The sequence below is a fragment of the Microbacterium flavum genome, from assembly GCF_018717645.1.
Taxonomy (GTDB): domain Bacteria; phylum Actinomycetota; class Actinomycetes; order Actinomycetales; family Microbacteriaceae; genus Microbacterium; species Microbacterium flavum.
In genome coordinates this window covers 131,687-147,196 of record NZ_JAFLHG010000003.1, presented here as the reverse complement: position 1 = coordinate 147,196, position 15,510 = coordinate 131,687, and the positions used below count along the sequence as shown (strand labels likewise).

The following is a 15,510-nucleotide window of genomic DNA, read 5'->3' as shown; positions in this document are numbered from 1 at the left end:
GTCAGTTCCTCACTCTCGGGTCGAGTGCGGCGTAGAGCACTTCGGACAGCGTCGAGGCGATGAGGTAGAGCACGGCGACGAACAGCGCACTCCCGGCGACCGCGTTGATGTCGTTCTTCTGGATCGCCTCGATCTGGAACTGCCCCATCCCGCGCCAGCTGAAGACGATCTCGAGCATCGCCGAGCCTGCGATCAGCGTCCCGAAGCTGTAGGCGAAGAACGTCGACATCGGGATCAGCGCGAGGCGCACGCCGTGGCGGAACAGCGCCTGCGTGCGCGGGAGGCCCTTGGCGCGGGCCGTGCGGATGTAGTCGGCGCCGAGGACGTCGAGCATGACGCTGCGCTGATATCGCGAGAAGGAGGCGGCGCCGATGAGGACGAGCGCGATGGTCGGGAGGAGGAGGTGGATGGCACGGTCGACCGCGAGGTCCCACCAGCTCCCCGAGATCCCGGCCGTGTACTCCCCCGTGAACGTGATCACCTGGGAGCCCACGAGGTTGTTGAACTGCGTCGCGAGGATCATCAGGAGCACGCCGATGACGAAGGTCGGGGTCGCGAAGACGACGTACGAGGAGTAGGTGACGATCTGGTCGCTCGTCCGGTACTGGCGCACCGCGCCCCACACGCCCAGGAGCACGCCCAGGATCGCGCCGATCAGGGATCCGATGAGCAGGAGACGGAGGCTGGCGCCGGAGCGCGCGGCGATCTCGGCGGTCACCTGGGCCCCGCCGACGGTCGTGCCCATAGAGAAGTGGGTGAACAGGTTCACGAGCCAGTTCCACAGCCGGACGATGATCGGCACGTCCGGGTTCACGCCCATCGCGTTCAGGGACGCGTCGATGGAGGACTGCGGCGGACGCGGGTTGATGCCGTAGAAGCGTGCCGCGGGATCGAGCGCGATGCTCGCGAGCACGTACGCCATGCAGGTCGCGATCAGACTCAGGATCGCGTAGTTCAGGAATCGCCGGATGACGTAGAGCGTCATTGCGCCGTACTCGTGGTGCGACGTCGGACTGAGTGGCGGATCATCATTGCTCTTTCATCGAGGGCGAGGTCTCGCCGCAGTGTCGCCTGCGCAGAACCGATCCGGTGCTCATCGGGGATGCCTCGCGCGAGGTGCGACGTGTCGACCATAACTCGCTCAGTACTCCGCGGCCGTCGTTGGCCGGGACTCTTTGCACGACCGTAACATTTCGTCACACCCATGCAAAATGACCATCCGGAGCCGGGAGACAGTTGCCATCCTGCACCCTCAGCCCTGCACGCTGATGACGGATCCGGCAGCCGCGGCCACGAGCACGCCGAGCACGATCAATGCCGGCACGTCCCAGGAGCGGGCCGGCGCGCCCGTCCCCGACGCGGCGTCATCCGCGTGCTGCCACGTGTCCCGCAGGTCGCCGAGGTCGCGCAGCCAGCTCGGCACGGGACGGTCCGCGGAGCGCTGTCTCCGATCGTTGCGACCGGGTCGCGAGGCCGCCGGTCCGCCGTACGCGGCGACGCTGCCCCCTCCGGTCAGGGCGAACTGCACCTGCCAGCGCATCGCGATGTCGGCGACCCGAGACCACGGGATCCAGGTGCGGCGCAGGTAGTTCTGCACGAACACGCCGCTGCGGTCGTAGGCGATGTGCGGGGCGTAGAGGGCGATGTAGACCCCCCACAGCACGAGGAGGAGCCATGGCGCGAGCCGGAGCATCTCCAGAAGCCCGGCGCGCACCGCCGCGTCCACCAGCAGGCCGAGCACGACCACGCCGGACACGATGAGGATCACCGTGCCCGACGTCGGTCGCAGCACCCGGCGCTCCGGCGTGGCGCCGGAGGGTCGGGGATCTGCGGGCATGCTCAGAACCCTCCCGTCGCGCTCCCGCCGAGGGGGATGGACGCGCCCGGGATGGCGTCGAGAAGCCGCTGCGTGTACTCCTCCGCGGGGTTCGCGAAGATCTCGTCGACGCTGCCCTGCTCGACGACCCGGCCGCGCTCCATGACGCAGACGAGGTCGGCCACCACGCGGACGACGGCGAGGTCGTGCGTGATGAACAGGTAGGTGAGGCCGAGCTCCGACTGCAGCTCCGCGAGGAGCTTCAGGATCTGGTCCTGCACGAGCACGTCGAGCGCCGACACCGCCTCATCGAGGATGACGATGTCGGGCTTGAGCGCGAGCGCGCGCGCGATCGCGACGCGCTGACGCTGGCCGCCGGAGAGCTCGTTCGCGTACCGGGATGCCAGGCTCTGCGGCAGGGACACCTGATCGAGAAGCTCGCGGACGCGCTCGCGACGCGACTTCGCGTCGCCGACCTTGTGGATCTCCAGCGGCTCGGCGATCGTGTTGCCGATGTTGCGCATCGGGTCGAGCGATCCGTACGGGTCCTGGAAGACCGGCTGCATGCGCCGACGCAGGGCGAACGTGTCCTTCCGAGAGAGCTTCGCGGTGTCGATGCCGTCGACCTCGATCGCCCCGGAGGTCGGGTCCTCGAGCTTGAGCACCATCTTGGCGACGGTGGACTTGCCCGACCCGGACTCGCCCACGAGGGCGAGTGTCTTGCCCCGCGGGATGTCGAACGACACGGCATCCACGGCGCGGAACGGCTCGCTGCGGAACCCGCCCTGACGGATCTTGTAGTCCTTTGTCAGGTCGCGCACCCGCAGGGTCGGCGTGGCATCGGCGATGGCCGCCGCCGACGTCACCCCCCGGTCCTGGACGACGGCCTGGATGCGCTGCGAGGCGATCGAGGGGGCCGCGGCGACGAGACGCTGCGTGTACGGGTGCTGGGGGTTCTCGAGGATCAGACGACTGGGCCCGGCCTCGACGATCTCGCCGTCCTTCATGACGATGATGCGTTCCGCACGCTCGGCCGCAAGGCCGAGGTCGTGGGTGATCAGGAGCACCGAGGTGCCCTTCTCGCGCGTCAGACCCGCCATGTGGTCGAGGATCACCCGCTGCACCGTCACGTCGAGGGCCGAGGTCGGCTCGTCGGCGATGAGGAGCTTCGGGTCGGCCGCGAGGCCGATGCCGATCAGAGCGCGCTGGCGCATGCCGCCGGAGAACTGGTGCGGATACTGGTGCATCCGCTTCTCGGCGTCGGCCAGGCCGGCCTGCTTGAGCACCTCGACCGCCCGCGCCTCGATCTCCTTCTTGCCCGATGCGATCCCGTTCGCGCGCACGGCCTCCTTCACCTGGAAGCCGATCGACCAGACCGGGTTGAGGTTGGACATCGGGTCCTGCGGCACGTAGCCGATCTCGCGACCGCGGATGTCCTCCATCTGCGCCTGGTTGTAGAGGGTCAGGTCCCCCGCCTCGAGCATGATGCTGCCCGCGGTGACATGGCCCGTGCCCGGCAGGAGCTGGATGAGGGCGGACGCCGTCGTCGACTTGCCCGACCCCGACTCCCCCACGATGGCGAGCGTCTCGCCGGGGAAGATGTCGAAGCTGACGCCGTGCAGCACTTCGCGGCTGCCCGACTGCGACTCGAAGGCGACGCGCAGGTCTCGTACGCTCAGCAGCGGTTCGCGTGAGGTCGCGTTCATCGGCGGGCCCTCGCTCTCGGGTCGAGGGCGTCGCGGATGAGCTCGCCCAGAAGGATGAAGGCCAGCACCGTCACCGTCAGCAGGATCGACGGGTAGATGAGGGCCATGGGAGCCACGCGCAGCGACTGCTGCGCGGCGCTGATGTCGTTACCCCACGACATCACGTTGCCTCCGAGCCCGACACCCAGGAAGGACAGGGTGGCCTCGGCGACGATCGCGGCCGCGAGGCTGATGGTCGTGATGACCAGCAGCGGTGCGATCGCGTTCGGGATGACGTGGCTGACGAGGGTTCCGAACCGTGACTTCCCGAGGGCTCGGGATGCCGTCACGAAGTCGGCCTGGCGCACGCGCAGCACCTCGGCGCGCACGACGCGCGCCGTCGACGCCCACGCGAATCCACCGATCGCGAAGCCGAGGGTGAGCACGTTGCGGTTCGTCGAGAACACGCTCATGACCACGATCGCCGCGAGGATGTAGGGGATCGAGAAGAAGATGTCGCCGATGCGCGAGAGCAGCGAGTCGAGCCAGCCACCGTAGAAGCCCGCGAAGGCGCCCATGATGAGGCCGACCACGGTGCCGATGATCGTGGCCAGAAGACCCACCGACAGGGAGGTCCGCGCGCCCCACACCATCCGCGACCAGACGTCGCAGCCGAGGAAGGTGAACCCGAGCGGATGCCCGTCCGCCGGGCCGCCGTTGCTGTCGGCAAGCTGGCAGTTCGAGTTGGGCGGCACCTGCGTGAACAGGGTGGGCCAGATCGCCATCAGAAGGACGATGGCGACGACGAGCAGGCTGATCCAGAACGTGGGACGACGGCGCAGATCACGCCAGGCGTCGGTCCAGAGGTTGCTGGGCTTCTCGTCGACACGCACCGCGTCGACGACGAGCGTGCTCGTCGAGACAGGCGCGACGTAGTGGTTCACCCCCGCGGAGCCCCTGGGGTCGTTGCGATCACTTGACATAGCGGATCCTCGGGTCGAGCAGGCCGTAGAGCAGGTCCACGACCAGGTTGACGAGCACATAGATGATGACGAAGACGGTCACGAAGGAGACGACGGTCGGGCCCTCGTGCTTCTGGATCGCCAGGAACAGCGTGTTTCCGACGCCGGGCACGTTGAAGATGCCCTCCGTGACGGTCGCACCGACCAGCAGGACGCCGAAGTTCGTCGCGGAGTTCGTGATCACCGGGATGAGCGAGTTGCGCAGCACGTGCACGGGGACGACGCGTCGTCGCGGCAGCCCCTTGCTGTAGGCGGTGCGCACCCAGTCCTGGTTCAGCGTGTCGATCACCGAGGAGCGCATGAGGCGCATGCTCGTGGCGTACAGGCTGAGGCCGAGGACGATCGCCGGCAGCCACAGGTCGCCCCAGTTGTTCTGGGCGCCGACGGTCGGCTTGAACCATCCCCATTGGATCGCGAGGAAGTACTGGGCCAGGAAGCTGAGCACGAAGATGGGGAGCGCGACGAAGATCAGCGCGATCACCAGCATCGTGTTGTCGAAGAGCTTGCCCTTGCGCAGCGCCGAGACCGTTCCGATGATGATCGCCAGGGTGAACTCGATCGCGATCGCCATGACCGCGAGGCGTCCGGTGACCGGCAGAGTCCGGGCGAGCACGTCGTTGACGGACTGGCCGGAGAAGGTCACGCCCAGGTTTCCCTGGAAGATTCCGGCGATGTAGTAGAAGTACTGGACGATGAAGGGCTCATCGAGGTGGTACTGCGCGCGCAGCTGCGCGATGACCGCGGGGTTCGGGGTCTTGTCGCCGAAGAGGGCGAGGATCGGGTCTCCGGGCAGAGCGAAGACCATGAAGTAGATGAGCAGCGTGGCCCCGAAGAACACGGGAATCACCTGCAGCAGGCGTCTGAGGATGTAACTGAGCATCCCCTCTCCCTCCAGGTGTGGGGTGCGACATGCGCACGGCGTCGGGCTGTCGTGCGCACCCGCTAAGAGAATCGTGCCGCGTTATCGACGCGGGCGCGAGGTCGGGGTGGACATACTGCGAGGCGGTGACCGCGGCCACCGCCTCGCAGCGTGAGGGGATTACTTGGTGATCTGGTAGTACAGCGGCACCGAGTTCCAACCGAACTCGACGTTCTGCACGCCCTCGGCGTAGCCGCCGGTGACGTTCGAGTACCACAGCGGCGTCGCCGGAAGGTCGGCCAGGAGGATCTCCTGCGCCTTCTGGAAGTCGCCGTTGGCGGTGTCGGCGTCGGTCGCGGAGATGCCCTCGGACAGCAGCTTGTCGAACTCGGGGTTCGAGTAGTCGCCGTCGTTGGAGCCCGCGTCGGTGGCGTAGAGCGGCCCGAGGAAGTTGTACAGACCCGGGTAGTCGGCCTGCCAGCCGGTGCGGAATGCGGTCTGGATCGTGCGAGCCGTGACCTCCGAGCGCAGCGATGCGAAGTCGACGTAGGGAGCGCCGGACGCGTCGATGCCGAGCGTGTTCTTGATCGAGTTGGTCACCGCGTCGACCCACGTCTGGTGGCCGCCGTCGGAGTTGTACGCGATCTGGAACGAGCCGGACCAGGGCGAGATGGCGTCGGCCTGGGCCCACAGCTTCTTCGCCTCGTCAGCGTTGTACGCGAGCACCTCGGAGCCCGTGAGGCTGTCGGACCAGCCCGCGATGACCGGCGAGGTGAAGTCGCTGGCGGGAGTGCGGGTGCCCTGGAAGACGACCTTGGTGATCTCTTCGCGGTTGATCGACATCGAGATCGCCTGGCGGCGGAGCTTGCCCTCTTCACCCGAGAAGTGCGCGAGGCGCTCGGGGATGGTGAAGGACTGGAAGATCGCCGCCGGCTGGTTGACGGCGCGGTCGCCGAGCTCCGACTGGAAGGTCGCGAGCGCGGACGGCGGAACACCGTCGATGACGTCGACCTGGCCGCTGAGGAGGTCCGCGTAGGCGGCATCCTGCGTGGCGTAGAAGACGATGTCCAGGCCCGCGTTCTTCGCGGCGCGGCCACCGGTGTAGTCCTCGTTCTTCACGAGCGAGATCTGCACGTTGTGCTCCCACGCGCTGTCGCTGGCCAGCTTGTACGGGCCGTTGCCGATCGGGTTCTCGCCGAAGGCGTCCATGTCGGTGAAGGCCGCGTCCGGAAGCGGGAAGTACGCCGAGTAGCCGAGGCGGAGCGCGAAGTCGGAGGCCGGCTTGTTCAGCGCGATCGTGAAGGTGTAGTCATCGACTTCCTTCAGACCGGTGAGCTCGGAGTCCTCGTCGTAGCTGAAGCCCTCGATGTCCTCGAAGAAGTAGCTCGAGAGCTGCTTGTTCGACAGCTTCGCGCCGTAGTTCCACGCGTCGATGAAGTTGTGGGCCTGCACCTCGGTGCCGTCCGTGAACTTCTGGCCCTTCTTGAGCTTGACCGTCAGGTTCTGCGCGTCATCGACGGTGATCGAGTCGGCCACGTCGTTCTGCGGCTCGCCCTTGGCGTCGTAGTAGACCAGGCCGGCGAAGATCTCGTCGATGATCTTGCCACCGCCGGTCTCGTTGGTGTTCGTCGGGACCAGCGGGTTCTGGGGCTCCGAACCGTTCGTCTTGATGACGGCGGTGCTGTCGCCGCCCGACGCGCTCGGCGTGCCGCTGCCGCTGCCGGAGCAGCCCGCGAGGGCCAGTCCTCCTGCGACGAGCAGCGCGATGCCCGCGAGGGCGATCTTGTTGCGCTTCAACTTGTCCTCCTGTGCAAGGGTGAATCGCCCACGGCGTGCTGTGAGAACGCAGGGGCGGGAATAGGGAAACTGTAAGTAACGGATCACTCTTCGACAAATCATCCCGGGAAAGCGTTACAAACACTTAACTCAAGTCCGGGATGATGTGGCAATCTGACAAGATGAGCCGCGATCGTGACCCATTCGGCGCGGCGACGCCCCCGGCATCCGGCCCTCGCCTGCGCATGTCGCTCTGGTGGGAGATCGCCATCGTGCTCGCCCTCTCGGTCGGGCGCTCGGCGGTGTACTCGGTGCTGCAGCTGGTGCAGGCGCTCACGCGCGAGCAATCACTCGGCGACCAGTCGACCGCTCTGAACCCCGGCGCGAACGCGCAGGAGTTCTGGGACGTGCTGTACCAGTTCGTGCAGGCCTTCTTCGGGTTCGCGCCGATCGCGCTCGCGATCTACCTGCTGTGGGAGCCCGGGCGCTCGGCGTTCCGGCGGATCGGGCTGGACTTCCGCCGCTTCGGGAGAGATGCCGGCGCAGGCATCCTGCTCGTCCTCGTCATCGGCGTGCCGGGCCTCGGCCTCTACGCGGCGGGGCGCGCGCTGGGCGTGACGGTGCAGGTGGATGCCGCGCCGCTGGACGCCTCGTGGTGGACCGTGCCGCTGCTCCTCCTCGCCGCGGTGCGCGCGGGACTCACCGAAGAGGTCATCTTCATCGGCTACCTCTTCGACCGGCTGCGCCGCCTCGGGTGGGGCACGTGGACGATCATCCTCGGGACCGCCGCGCTCCGGGGGGCGTATCACGCGTATCAGGGCTTCGGCTCGATCGTCGGCAACGTCGCGATGGGCATCGTGTTCGGCTGGGTCTACCAGCGCTTCGGCCGGGTGATGCCCCTCGTGATCGCGCACACCGTCATCGACGTCATCGCGTTCGTCGGATACCCGCTCGCCGCCGCCTGGTGGCCCGCCCTGTTCTGACCGCGTTCGCGGGGACGCCCGCCGGCCGCCATCCCGCCCGCCGGCCGCCCGCCGCCGGCCGCGAGACACCGGCTGTGCACCGAGACACCCGTTGTGCACCGGCGTCTCGGCGCGAAGACGGTGTCTCGCGGAGATGGGAGGCCGGGGCCACACCTCGTCCACAGGCGCGGGCGGGCGGGAGTTGTCCACGGAAGTCGCCCAGCGCGCCCGGCCAGGCGCTGTGCGCGGTGAGGATGTGCAGATGTCGCTGCTCATCGCTCCCGGCGAGGCCCTCGCGTCCCCCGTCCCGCTCCTTGATCGGGCCGGCTCCCCGCACGGCGATCGCGGGGTGCGCAGCGGCGAACTGGTGCGCGTGCGGCGTGGGATCTACGCACCGGCATCCGTGTGGCGATCCCTCGCGCCCTGGGATCGGTACCTCGCCCGCGTCCACGCTGCAGCGCACGTGTACCCGGGCGCGGTGTTCGTCCGGGAGTCCGCGGCGGTTCTCCGCGGGCTCCCCGTCTTCGGCGAACCACCGCACATCCACGCCGTCACGCCCGGATCGGCGACGACGCGCGCGATCGCAGACATCCGGTTCCACTCCGCCGAGCGGATGCCACGCCACGATGATCTCGCCGGCGTGCCCGTGGCGTCGTACGAGGAGATCGCGGTCGATATGGCGCGTCTGCGGCATCCCGCCGTGGGCCGCGCGATCGCGGATGCAGCGCTGCGCGCGGATCCCACTCTCACCGTCGGACGGATGCGGGCGATGAGCGAGACACATCCGTCCTCGCGGGGTCGGCGTCGCGCACGCGAGGTCTTCGACCGCGCGTCGGCGGTCCCGGAGTCGCCGCTCGAGTCAGTCAGCGCGACCGTGATCGAGGCGCTCGGATTCCCTCTCCCCGAACTGCAGGTCTGGGTACGGGGGCCCGAGCCCGGAGACGACGATCGGCTCGACTTCGCGTGGTGGCGGGGCGGACGCCTCGTCGGCGGAGAAGCCGACGGCGACGTGAAGTACAGCGGCGCGTTCGGTGATGCGCGCGAGGCGCTCCGCGCGCGTCGTGCTCGGGATGCCCGTCTCTTGCGCCACGGGGTGGACACCGTCCAACACTGGTCGTGGTCGGACGTGAGCGCACCGGCGCAGCTGCGCGCAATGCTGCTCTCGGCCGGACTCCCGATCCTCCGACCGCCCGACCTGGGGCTGCTGAGCTCGCTCGCGCCCGCCCTCCGCGGCGCGCCCTGACCCCCGCCCGCCCGCCGGCCCGCCCGCCGCGCCCCGCGCCCGAGGGCCGTGAGACACCGTCCCTGCACCGAGGCATCCGTTGTGCACCGGTGTCTCGGCGCGAAGTCGGTGTCTCGCGGTCAGGGGGCGCGGAGAGCGCGCGAGCGCGCGAGCGCGGCGCGAGCGGGGTCAGGCGAAGGCCTCGATGGGCGGGCAGGCGCAGACGAGGTTGCGGTCGCCGTAGGCGTTGTCGATGCGGCGGACGGGCGGCCAGTACTTCGTGCGCACGAGCGTGTGCACGGGGTAGACGGCGAGCTCCCGCGAGTACGGATGCGCCCATTCCGACACCACGACGGCCTCCGCGGTGTGCGGCGCGTTCACGAGCGGGTTGTCGGATGCCGGCCACTCCCCCGCGTGCACACGCGACGCCTCGGCGCGGATCGCGATCATCGCCTCGATGAAGCGCTCGATCTCGCCCAGGTCCTCGGACTCGGTCGGCTCGACCATGAGAGTCCCCGCCACCGGGAACGACATCGTCGGCGCGTGGAACCCGTAGTCGATCAGTCGCTTGGCGACGTCGTCGACGGTGATGCCGGTCTCCTCCTTGAGCGGACGCAGGTCGAGGATGCACTCGTGCGCGACGAGGCCGCCCTCCCCCGCGTACAGCACGGGGTAGTGCTCGCGCAGCCGCGCCGCGATGTAGTTGGCCGAGAGCACCGCGGCTCCTGTGGCATCCCGAAGCCCCGCCGCGCCCATCATCCGGATGTACGCCCACGAGATCGCCAGAATGGATGCCGAGCCGTAGGGCGCCGCCGAGATCGGACCGCCGTCGAAGACGAACCCGCCCGCGTGCTCCGCACGCTGGGCGAGCGGGTGGGACGGCAGGAACGGCGCCAGATGCGCCTTCGCCGCCACAGGTCCGACCCCCGGGCCGCCGCCGCCGTGGGGGATGGCGAACGTCTTGTGCAGGTTCAGGTGCGAGACGTCGCCGCCGAGGTCGCCGAAGCGCGCGAACCCGACGAGCGCGTTCATGTTCGCCCCGTCGACGTAGACCTGGCCGCCGGCGTCGTGCACCGCGGCGGTGATGTCCATCACGTCCTGCTCGTACACCCCGTGCGTCGACGGGTAGGTGATCATGAGCGCCGCGAGCGCGTCGGCGTGCGTCTCGATCTTCGCGCGGAGGTCGCCGAGGTCGACGTTGCCGGCCTCGTCGCACGCGACGACGACCACGCGCATGCCGGCCAGCACGGCGGATGCCGCGTTGGTGCCGTGCGCCGACGAGGGGATCAGGCACACGTCGCGCGCGAGATCGCCGCGGGAATGGTGGTATCCGCGGATCGCGAGCAGGCCCGCCAGCTCGCCCTGCGACCCGGCGTTCGGCTGCAGCGACACCGCGTCGTACCCGGTGATCTCCGCCAGCCACGACTCGAGCTGGTCGATGAGCACGAGGTACCCGGCGACATCCTCCGCCGGGGCGAAGGGGTGCACGCGCGCGAACTCCGGCCACGATACGGCGGCCATCTCGGTCGCGGCGTTGAGCTTCATCGTGCACGAGCCGAGCGGGATCATCCCCCGGTCGAGCGCGTAATCGCGGTCGGCGAGCTGCTTGAGATAGCGCATCATCGCCGTCTCGGAGTGGTGCGCATGGAAGACGGGATGCGTCAGGAACTCGTCCGTGCGGCGCAGGGATTCCGGGAAGAGCCCCGTCCCCTGGTTCGCCGAGAACCCGAACGCGCGCCGCTCCGGCCCGCCGAACACCTGGGCGAGCGCGTGCAGCTCCGCCGCCGTCGTCGTCTCGTCGACCGAGACGCCGACCGAATCCGCGCTTCGGAACCACAGCTGGAACCCGCGCTCACGCGCAGCCGCCACGACCTCCTCGGCCCGGCCCGGCACCGACACGATGATCGTGTCGAAGAAGTGCTCGTGGAGAACATCCGCCCCGGCATCCACGATCCAGTCGCGCAGCAGATGCGCCTTCGTGGCGACCTCGGTCGCGATGCGGCGCAGACCGTCAGGCCCGTGGTAGACGGCGTACATGGATGCCATGACGGCGAGCAGCACCTGCGCGGTGCAGATGTTCGACGTCGCCTTCTCGCGGCGGATGTGCTGCTCACGCGTCTGCAGCGACAGACGGTAGGCGGGCTTGCCCGCGGCATCCTGCGACACGCCGACGAGGCGCCCGGGGAGCTGGCGCTCGAGGCCCGCGCGGACGGCCATGTAGCCGGCGTGCGGTCCGCCGAACCCCATCGGGACGCCGAAGCGCTGCGTCGTGCCGACCACGATGTCGGCGCCGAGCGATCCGGGCGAGCGCAGCAGGGTGAGGGCCAGGAGGTCCGCCGCGACGACCGCGAGGCCGCCCTGAGCCTGCACCGCGGCGATGACCTCGGACGGGTCCCAGACGCGCCCCGAGGCGCCGGGGTACTGGATGAAGGCGCCGAACCCTTCGACAAGCTCAGGGACCGGACCATCGACAAGCTCAGGGACCGGCCCCGCGGCGTCCGAGCCACCGTCGCTCCCCGAGATCGTCGAGGGGTCGAACTCGTGGATCTGGATGCCGAGCGCGGCGGCGCGGTGCGCGAGCAGCGCCTTCGTCTGCGGCAGGGCGTCGGCATCGACGAGGAAGACGCTGCTCTTCGAGCGCGACGCGCGGCGGGCGACGAGCATGCCCTCCACGACCGCGGTCGACTCGTCGAGCATGGACGCGTTCGCCGTCGCGAGCCCCGTGAGGTCGGTCACCATCGTCTGGAAGTTGATGAGCGCCTCCAGACGCCCCTGCGAGATCTCCGGCTGGTACGGCGTGTACGCCGTGTACCAGGAGGGGTTCTCGAACACGTTCCGCGCGATCACCGAGGGGGTGATCGTGTCGTAGTAGCCGAGTCCGATGAGCGAGCGGGCAGGACGGTTGAGATCCGCGAGCCCACGAAGCTCCGCCAGCGCCTCAGCCTCGGTGGCCGCGGACGGGATCGCAGACTCGCGCACCGGCGCGGCGTGGATGGATGCCGGGACCGCTCGCTCGACGAGCTCGTCGACCGAGCCGTAGCCGAGCGCGTTCAGCATGATCGCCTGGGCATCGGCGTCCGTGCCGATGTGGCGGTCGCGGAACTCCTCGTCGCGCCGGCCGGCGGCGGAGCTCACGCCTCGCCGCCGGTGAGCAGCGCGTAGGCCGCGCGGTCCATGAGCGCGTCCACATCGGCGGGCTCGACGCGGATCTTGACGAGCCATGCACCGAACGCGTCGCCGTTGACGGATGCCGGGTCATCGACGACGGCGTCGTTGACCTCGAGGATCTCGCCCGTGAGCGGGGCGTAGAGCTCGCCGACCGACTTGGTCGACTCGATCTCGCCGCAGACCTCGCCCGCCGTGACGGACGATCCGACGGACGGCAGGTCGACGAAGACGACGTCGCCGAGCTTGTCGGCGGCGTAGTCGGTGATCCCGACGGTCGCGACGTCGCCCTCGAGGGCGACCCACTCGTGCTCGTCGGTGTACTTGAGTGCGGTCAGGTCGGTCATGCGGTCCTCCGATAGAAAGGCAGAGCGGTCACGGTCGCGGGGATGCGGGTTCCCCGCACATCGATGAAGAGAGGGGTGCCGGGCTCGGAGAGCGCCGACGGGATGAAGGCCATCGCGATGGGATGTCCGAGCGTCGGGCTGAGCGCTCCGCTCGTGATCTCGCCGACGGGCGCGCCGTCGGCATCCAGCACGGCGTAACCGGCGCGGCCGGCGCGGCGGCCCTCGGCGGTCAGGCCGACGAGCACGGGCAGCTCCGCCGAGGGGGCGCTCTCGAGTGCGGCCTTGCCGACGAAGTCGTCCTTGTCCATCGCGACGACACGTCCGAGACCCGCCTGAACGGGGAGGATGTCCGGTGACAGCTCGTGCCCGTGGAGCGGCATCCCCGCTTCCAGGCGCAGCGTGTCGCGCGCGGCGAGGCCCGCCGGGACGAGGCCGAGCGGTTCGCCGGCGCTCCACAGCGCGTCCCAGAGGGCAGGCGCGACGGCGTTCGGGACCATCAGCTCGAATCCATCCTCACCCGTGTAGCCGGTGCGGGCGATGAAGAGGGGCTCGCCCGCGAAGGTCCCGGCCGACCAGGCGTAGTAGCCGAGGTCCTCCAGCGCAGGCGTCACGCCCTCGATGCCCCCCTCGGCGCCGTCGGCCGCCTCGACGATCGCGCGGGCACGGGGGCCCTGCACCGCAATGAGGGCGACGTCATCGGAGATGTCGGTGATCGCGGCATCCCCCGCGTATCGCTCGAGGGTCGCGGCGACGAGCGCCCGGTTGCCGGCGTTGGAGATCACGAGGAAGTCGTCCTCGCCCCGGCGGTAGACGATGACGTCGTCGACGACCCCACCCGCCTCGTCGAGGAGCAGCGAGTATTTCGCCTTGCCGATCTTCATGGTCGAGATCCGCCCGGCGAGGGCGTGGTCGAGGACGGCACCGGCACCCGCGCCCGTGAGCGTGAACTCGGCCATGTGGGAGATGTCGAACAGTCCCGCCGCCTGGCGCACCGCGTGGTGCTCGGCGAGATCCGAGGTGTAGCGGACCGGCATCGACCATCCGCCGAAGTCCGTGAAGGACGCCCCGAGGGCGGCATGGCGATCGTGCAGAGCGGTGGTGCGGAGGTCAGACATGAGTTCTCCCGGAGCATCGGGTCGGCGCCTGCCGGCCCGGCAGGCGTGAACTCCCCCTCTGTCATGGGCCTGAGAGCTTCACCCCCCGATACGCTCGGGGACCGAGTCGTCGAGGGGCTTTCACCGTCGGCGGATCCCGAGGGATCGCTTTTCAGAGCGGCCGGACGCGAGCGGTACGCGGACCTGAGAGATTGGCGGGGAGGCTTGCTCCTTCGGTGCTCGGCATCCCTCCTCTGGATGGATGCCGGGGCTCTCCCGCGCGCGTCATGCGGCCTGTCTTCAGTTGCCCTGTCAGCATAGCGCCTGGGGTGCCGGCGAACGCGCGTCAGCGCGCGCAGTCGCCGGAGGCCACGGGCGGCGAGTCGGCCGACACGGCCGCGAGCACCGGACGCAGCTCGTTCGTCGTCATCGCGAAGCCGCGGGTGTCATCGTCGGCCGCGCGGGCGAACACCACGCCGACCACGGCGCCGCTCTCATCGAGCAGCGGTCCACCGGAGTTGCCCGGCCGGACCTCGGCGGCGAGCTGGTAGACCTCGCGCGGGTGCAGGGTGCTGTCGGAGATGTCGGGCACCGGCGCTGTCCCCACCCAGAGCACCGCGGCGGGTCCGCTCGTGAACGGGCCCCCGTGCGGGTACCCCTGCACGACGGCCTGCGTGCCGGCCGGGACGGGATCGGCGATCGTCAGCGGCGCATCGCCCAGGGCTCCGACGGCGATCACGGCGAGATCGACGACGGGATCGAACAGAACGATGCGCCCCTCGCCGGCGCGGCCGCCCGGGAGCTCCACGATCGGCGTGTCGACCCCGGCCACGACATGCGCGTTCGTGACGACGAGGCCGGGCGCGGCGACGAAGCCGGATCCCGTCATGGACACCCCGCACGCGTACGCCGTTCCGCTCACGCGCGCGACCGAGGCCGCGGCCGCCTGCAGCGCGGGCTCATCGAGCGTGACCGGCGGCGAGGTCGGGGCCACGGCCTCGCCGATGACCGCCTGCAGCCGGGGGATCCCCTCGGACAGCAGCAGTCCGCGGGCCGTTGCGAGCGCGTCGTCGACCGGAGCCGGTGTGATCGTGTCGAGCGCAGCGATGACCCGTGAGGAGGCGACCGCCGACGAGACGCCCGGGATGCCGGCGGCGCCGATCCCGGTGGCGACCAGCAGCAGCGCGAGGCCGGTGGCGGAAAGGCTCAGGACGCCGCCGAAGAAGCGTTCCAGGCCGCGGAGCCGGCCGCGGTCGACGCCGCGCCGGATGGCTCGGCCGACCGCCGCGCCGGCAGCCGTGCCCAGGAGGACGATCACGAGCGCCGCAGCGGCCAGCGCGGCCGCACGCCATCCGCCTTCGGGCAGGATCCCCGAGAGCCACGGGGTCACGAGCGGCAGACCCCAGAGCGCGGCGACGGCACCGAGGACCATGCCGACGACCGTGCCGAGGCTCGCGAAGAATCCGCGGGCGAGTCCGGCGATCAGTGCGACCACCAGGATGCCCAGGGCGATGATGTCGACGACCTGCACGGAACCTCCTCCGTCAACGATACGAGGCCGG

General features: G+C 69.7%; 12 protein-coding genes and 2 riboswitches. Of the genes, 2 read left to right on the top strand and 10 right to left on the bottom strand.

The features are described from left to right. Nucleotide 1 precedes the first annotated feature (1 nt). From J0P97_RS04405 to J0P97_RS04380, 6 genes are all read right to left on the bottom strand, one after another. A complete protein-coding gene (locus J0P97_RS04405) occupies nucleotides 2-985 on the bottom strand; it encodes an ABC transporter permease (RefSeq protein WP_215486556.1) in 984 nt (327 codons plus the stop codon). Nucleotides 986-1,252: 267 nt separating this feature from the next. Beyond that, nucleotides 1,253-1,837, bottom strand: a complete 585-nt coding sequence (locus tag J0P97_RS04400; protein WP_215486555.1) for a hypothetical protein — start codon at nucleotides 1,835-1,837, stop codon at nucleotides 1,253-1,255. A gap of 2 nt (nucleotides 1,838-1,839) precedes the next feature. Further along, on the bottom strand, nucleotides 1,840-3,522 hold the full coding sequence (locus tag J0P97_RS04395; protein ID WP_215486554.1) for a dipeptide ABC transporter ATP-binding protein: 1,683 nt from the start codon (nucleotides 3,520-3,522) through the stop codon (nucleotides 1,840-1,842). Continuing rightward, the gene (locus J0P97_RS04390) at nucleotides 3,519-4,484 is read right to left on the bottom strand and encodes an ABC transporter permease (protein ID WP_215486553.1); all 966 of its coding nucleotides are present in this window, start codon (nucleotides 4,482-4,484) and stop codon (nucleotides 3,519-3,521) included. The genes J0P97_RS04395 and J0P97_RS04390 overlap by 4 nt, the downstream gene beginning before the upstream one ends. After that, nucleotides 4,474-5,403, bottom strand: a complete 930-nt coding sequence (locus tag J0P97_RS04385; protein ID WP_215486552.1) for an ABC transporter permease — start codon at nucleotides 5,401-5,403, stop codon at nucleotides 4,474-4,476. Before J0P97_RS04385 ends, J0P97_RS04390 begins: the two co-directional genes overlap by 11 nt. A gap of 159 nt (nucleotides 5,404-5,562) precedes the next feature. Then, complete coding sequence (locus tag J0P97_RS04380) at nucleotides 5,563-7,179, bottom strand: peptide ABC transporter substrate-binding protein (RefSeq protein WP_215486551.1); 1,617 nt, start codon at nucleotides 7,177-7,179, stop codon at nucleotides 5,563-5,565. A 161-nt stretch (nucleotides 7,180-7,340) separates the two neighbouring features. Here J0P97_RS04380 and J0P97_RS04375 point away from each other — a divergent pair, with 161 nt between their 5' ends. Then, nucleotides 7,341-8,141 carry a CPBP family intramembrane glutamic endopeptidase gene (locus tag J0P97_RS04375; protein WP_215486550.1) on the top strand — a complete coding sequence of 267 codons (801 nt, stop codon included), beginning with the start codon at nucleotides 7,341-7,343 and terminating at the stop codon, nucleotides 8,139-8,141. A 241-nt stretch (nucleotides 8,142-8,382) separates the two neighbouring features. Further along, the gene (locus tag J0P97_RS04370) at nucleotides 8,383-9,363 is read left to right on the top strand and encodes a type IV toxin-antitoxin system AbiEi family antitoxin domain-containing protein (RefSeq protein WP_246539772.1); all 981 of its coding nucleotides are present in this window, start codon (nucleotides 8,383-8,385) and stop codon (nucleotides 9,361-9,363) included. Nucleotides 9,364-9,531: 168 nt separating this feature from the next. Here J0P97_RS04370 and gcvP read toward each other — a convergent pair whose 3' ends face one another. The 4 genes from gcvP to J0P97_RS04350 all read right to left on the bottom strand — a co-directional run bounded on the left by gcvP (nucleotide 9,532) and on the right by J0P97_RS04350 (nucleotide 15,479). Beyond that, nucleotides 9,532-12,399, bottom strand: a complete 2,868-nt coding sequence (gcvP, locus tag J0P97_RS04365) for an aminomethyl-transferring glycine dehydrogenase (protein ID WP_246539800.1) — start codon at nucleotides 12,397-12,399, stop codon at nucleotides 9,532-9,534. Between the two features lie 74 nt (nucleotides 12,400-12,473). Further along, on the bottom strand, nucleotides 12,474-12,854 hold the full coding sequence (gene gcvH / locus J0P97_RS04360; protein ID WP_215486548.1) for a glycine cleavage system protein GcvH: 381 nt from the start codon (nucleotides 12,852-12,854) through the stop codon (nucleotides 12,474-12,476). Beyond that, a complete protein-coding gene (gene gcvT / locus J0P97_RS04355) occupies nucleotides 12,851-13,969 on the bottom strand; it encodes a glycine cleavage system aminomethyltransferase GcvT (protein ID WP_215486547.1) in 1,119 nt (372 codons plus the stop codon). Before gcvT ends, gcvH begins: the two co-directional genes overlap by 4 nt. Nucleotides 13,970-14,020: 51 nt before the next feature. After that, nucleotides 14,021-14,129: riboswitch (glycine riboswitch) on the bottom strand. 1 nt (nucleotide 14,130) lies between these two features. Then, nucleotides 14,131-14,237: riboswitch (glycine riboswitch) on the bottom strand. A 57-nt stretch (nucleotides 14,238-14,294) separates the two neighbouring features. Further along, nucleotides 14,295-15,479 carry a MarP family serine protease gene (locus J0P97_RS04350; RefSeq protein WP_215486546.1) on the bottom strand — a complete coding sequence of 395 codons (1,185 nt, stop codon included), beginning with the start codon at nucleotides 15,477-15,479 and terminating at the stop codon, nucleotides 14,295-14,297. Nucleotides 15,480-15,510 lie beyond the last annotated feature (31 nt).